Raw genomic sequence first — 4241 nt, forward strand, 5'->3', positions numbered from 1 at the left:
GAATGCCGCACAGGTTGGCCCGCTTATGAGTCGTCACCGCCGCCAGTCTTTGGCGAGGTGATGCGAATAAATGTGGGACAACGTACATCTTGCCTTCCGCATACGACTGTTTTCCATCCTGAGATTGTTATGGGAACTCAGGACAAAAGCCGCAATACCGAGGCGAATAGTTTATTCAATACTTATCGAATACGGAAAAAGATGTCCAGCATGATCCAGTGCGGGCCAACACCGGACAACAAAACAAAAGCCCGCAGGCCCGTGAAACGCTGCTCGGTAGGTGCCGTCACCGCTTGATCGAAGCGAAGACGCGGCGGCAACCCGGACCCAGCGGGCTGAGAGGGACGCCAGACGTTACGATGGTTCGAGCGGCGCGGGTCGACCGAGGTGGTAGCCTTGGGCAAAGCCTACCTTGAGCGTCCGCAGGCACTCGAATTCAGCTTCGGTCTCGACGCCCTCGGCGATGATCGCGCTGCCTGTCCTCGCCGCGAAGCCGACAAGGGCATCGATCATCGCCTGCCGGACTGGATCGGTGTCGATCGCGCGCGTCAGGCTCATGTCGAACTTGATCATGTCCGGCTCCAATTGGAAAATGTGCCGAAGGCTTGAATAGCCGGCGCCGGCATCATCGATGGCCACGCGCACACCCGATGCACGCAGCGGGGACAGCGCACCGCGGATGGCGTCGTAGTCTGCAATCGACGTTTGCTCCGTAATCTCCAGGACGATCCGATCATGGCGCAGTCCGCGCAGCGCGGTCTCCAGGTCGAGCGCAAAAACCGTTTCCGGCGAGAGATTGACAGCAAGAAACGTCTCGTCAGGAAGTGCAGGCAGCGCCAAGGCCGCCTTCCGGATAGCCGCAAGCTCGAAAGCCTCGCGACGTTGCACCTCTTCAGCTTCGGCGAACCACTGATCTGGCGGCCGGATTGGCTCCGCCCGGACCCGACAGAGCGCCTCAAAGCCGACGGTCCGCATGTTGTGAATGTCCACGACGGGCTGGTAGACCATGTCGAACAGGCTGCCTTCCAGCACCGAATCGATCCGGGCGCGCTTCTCCTGCTCTTCCCGCGTCGCTTCCACGTCCCGGCTGATCTCGAACGCCGCCAGCTCGGCAAAGGCGCTCACCATTCGATGGTCTCGCTCGTTGAGGGACCGGTCCGGCGCGAAGCTCAAGCAACAGAACATCCCATAGGAAGTGCCGTCTGGCAGCCGGATCGGGACACTGAGATGCGCGCCGATGGGAACCGCCTGAGTGATCGGCAACTGACGTGCGAACAGATTGGCGGACGTGTCGGGAATGAGCTCGGGCAGTCGCCCCGCCAAGATGTGCCGGCAATAAACGTCGTTCAGGGACTGGGAGTCGCCGACCTTAATCAGCTCCTCCAGTCCGGGCGCATCCACCTTCCGGAACACGGACCTATCGTCCACGAACTCAGATACGTAGGCGACATCCATCCCAAGGTGCTTGCGGATGACCTCAAGTGCGCGAGCGACAATATCCCCGTCACCGCGGCGCTCGGTTACCCTTCGAACAATAAGGTCGGCTAGGGCCCGCTCGGGCATTGTCCAACGTACTCCATCCCTCACCGCTCAGATCGAAGAAAACCACAGGCGGATGGCTTCTCGTTCCGCATCTCTTTTGGCCCGTCGGGCCCAATGCAGGCGCACGGCGGCACATGAGGTTAGCGCAAGGCGTTCGGTTTTCAATAAGAGCGCGGACCACCGGGAGTGGCCGTTCGCCAGTGGAATTGATTGAGGACGCCTTTCGCATGTTCCGGCCGCTCACTGCTCTGGTCTGACTTGGCAGAAGTCACTTTCGTCTGATGGAAATGGCGGCCCCGCCGGTTGAGCGGGGCCGGTTGTCGTCAGCGGGTCCAGATCAGGACCTGCTTGCCGCTGCGATCGACAAGGTTGGCGTAGACCGGGGCCGGGAAGCTCGGGTCGTCCAGCTTGATGGCAAGGTAGCTGTTGCCGGCCTCGCTGGTGCGGGTCCAAGCCGCGCCGATCTCGGCTGTGCCCGCCGTCACGCGGTAGTCGGGGGCGGTGTCGCCGCCGCTTGTCACGGGCGTCAGCGCCACCTTCGCCTTGAAGGTCAGGGTCTGGATGTCGCCGGTGTAGCCGCGCTCGGTCTTGGTGAAGGTTCCAATGGTTGCCATGTCTTTCTCCTTTCGGTGTGTTTGAGGCCGCGCTCCTCGCGACCTTTCCATGGCTCACCGTCGGCCCCGGTCGAGGCCGGGCCCTGCACCCGGAGGGCGGAAGCGAAGCGGACGACGGCACGCGCCGACTTTTCTGCTCCGCGCGGAATGACCGGTGGTCAGGGGAGAAAAGTCGAAGCACGCCGTTGCCAGGCACGGCGCCGGGGCCAGTGCCGCCATGCAAAGGAAAGGGCGCAGGGAGTGATGCCGCGCCTGCCGAAGATGGGCATGGCAGTCCAGTCGAACACGAATTCGATGGGTGGTTGTCGCAACCTCTTAGAGGTCAGGCGTGTCGCCCGCCCCGTCGGACGTCATGCGTTCGAACTGCGCGAGGGCATCCTCGCGGATGGTGTTCCGGCTTCGCTTCCACGCATCCCGATAGATCATCGCATGGTTGATGACGCTCACCTCTATACGGTCGGTCATGTTGTTTCTCGGGATCCCAAAATCAATATCGGCCCTCGAGCCGCAATCAGGATGGACATCCTCAACCAGCTTCTTGTGGATCGTGATCGATGGAATATACGGTATCTGATAGTTGATCTTTTGCAGATTGGTCTTTTGGCACTGGGCCAGGAAGCGGGAAGCGTTCGGCTGCACGACGACGTTCCCTTTCGTGTCGTACATGCGCATTTCGCTTGAGGGCATGCCGGCAGACGGACCGTACTTTTTCTGAAGCGCGCTACGCATGGCTGCAACATCAACGCCTTCACCCTTCGGGTAGGCGACCTTGCGATAGATGTAGACCACCTGCCGCTCCGACGGGTCGATCGCTGCTGCATCCTCCCCGATTTCTTGCGTTTCAAGCGCTAGGAGCACTGCGTCGGGGTATGCGTTGTCATTTCCGGACAACCACGGCTCCCCCTTCACGAAGGAATAGGCTTCCTGTGACCAATCCGCAGCCGACAGGGCAGACTTTCCGCCCTCTTCCGCCGGAAGCTGGACGTAGCCGGCCCCTGTTAAAATGCTACGGGCTTCATCGAAAGTGTGACCGGGGCGGACACCCAGCACGTCGAGTTGCGCGGGAACTGCCGTCAATTCCTCGGCCTCAAGCGGACGGTAGCTGGCATATAGGGGATACTCGACTTCGAGCGTGTCGGAGGCAAGATGAAACACGAGGCGGGTGCCCTCTCCCCCCTCCTGCCGCCTAAAGCTGATTTGGGGATCGGGAGGGCAAAGCGACGTCACCATGCCGGTCTTGACGATACCCCTTGCTGAACCGTCGGGCGCGACTTCCAGGTAGTACGTGCAGCGCACATCCGGCCGCGGATTGGAGATGTCAGCCGGAACGATACGAAAGTGTTCCGGCAGGTTGAGACGGCCTTCGCGTACGGCATCGTAAAAAGCCGGTGCGCCGCGTGTTTCGAATTTCAACTCACCATAGCCATCGCTGATCTTAAGCTGTGCCTCGGCCACCCAGCTTGGCCGCTTGAATCCGATCGATCCGCCCCAATACCCGTCAAGATCCAGGGTCGTGGACTCGGACGCCCGAGCCTGCGAAAGGCACAGAGCAGAACAATTGGCAATTGTCAGACAAACAATCGCAATCAAGCGTGCGGATTTCATCACCACCCCCCTGGCGAGCCAAACCTAGTTTTTAGGCTATTGGCCCAAAATCAATCATTCAAGTCTGTTTTCGCGCCTAGTCGAGAGCTTGCAGACGCGTCTCCAGCTGATAGGATCGGCCTATCAAATTGGTTTGAGAGTCGCTGCCTCGCGCCCCATCCGAGGCCTTGCAGGAACTGCACGGCCTGTTGCGCCTTGGAGGCTGCGGTGAAGATGGCGCGGGTGTCGTTCTTGAGGACCTTGAGCCAGGTAGCAACGTAAGATGCGTGATCTGGACGGGGTTCCAGGCTGATGTCGAGATCTGCGCAGAGGAAGGCGGCCCCGAGCTCGGCGACCAGCTCTTCGGCAGCATAGGCTTCACTGCCGAAGCGGGTCTTGAGTGGCATGCCCCCTGAAAAGTTCTCTAATCGCATTGGTCAAGCTGGTTGATCGGGCTTTGCGCCCACGCCGGGTTCATGGTTCTCTCCGCGGTCGGTCTCG

At 60.6% G+C, this 4241-nt stretch carries 4 protein-coding genes and 1 pseudogene; 1 reads left to right on the top strand and 4 read right to left on the bottom strand.

The features are described from left to right. The coding region (locus ACSSVZ_RS27935; protein ID WP_453974139.1) for a hypothetical protein at positions 1-297 on the top strand (297 nt) is incomplete at its 5' end. A gap of 57 nt (positions 298-354) precedes the next feature. Here the strand turns inward: ACSSVZ_RS27935 and ACSSVZ_RS27940 are convergent. From ACSSVZ_RS27940 to ACSSVZ_RS27955, 4 genes and pseudogenes are all read right to left on the bottom strand, one after another. Beyond that, positions 355-1563 carry a sensor domain-containing phosphodiesterase gene (locus tag ACSSVZ_RS27940; protein ID WP_453974140.1) on the bottom strand — a complete coding sequence of 403 codons (1209 nt, stop codon included), beginning with the start codon at positions 1561-1563 and terminating at the stop codon, positions 355-357. A 302-nt stretch (positions 1564-1865) separates the two neighbouring features. Further along, positions 1866-2156 carry a DUF736 domain-containing protein gene (locus ACSSVZ_RS27945; protein WP_453974141.1) on the bottom strand — a complete coding sequence of 97 codons (291 nt, stop codon included), beginning with the start codon at positions 2154-2156 and terminating at the stop codon, positions 1866-1868. Between the two features lie 315 nt (positions 2157-2471). Beyond that, positions 2472-3761 carry a hypothetical protein gene (locus tag ACSSVZ_RS27950; RefSeq protein WP_453974142.1) on the bottom strand — a complete coding sequence of 430 codons (1290 nt, stop codon included), beginning with the start codon at positions 3759-3761 and terminating at the stop codon, positions 2472-2474. Positions 3762-3922: 161 nt separating this feature from the next. Beyond that, positions 3923-4141, bottom strand: a pseudogene (locus tag ACSSVZ_RS27955) (zincin-like metallopeptidase domain-containing protein); the annotation flags it as partial. Between the last annotated feature and the right edge of the window lie 100 nt (positions 4142-4241).

The organism is Amorphus sp. MBR-141, assembly GCF_053628695.1.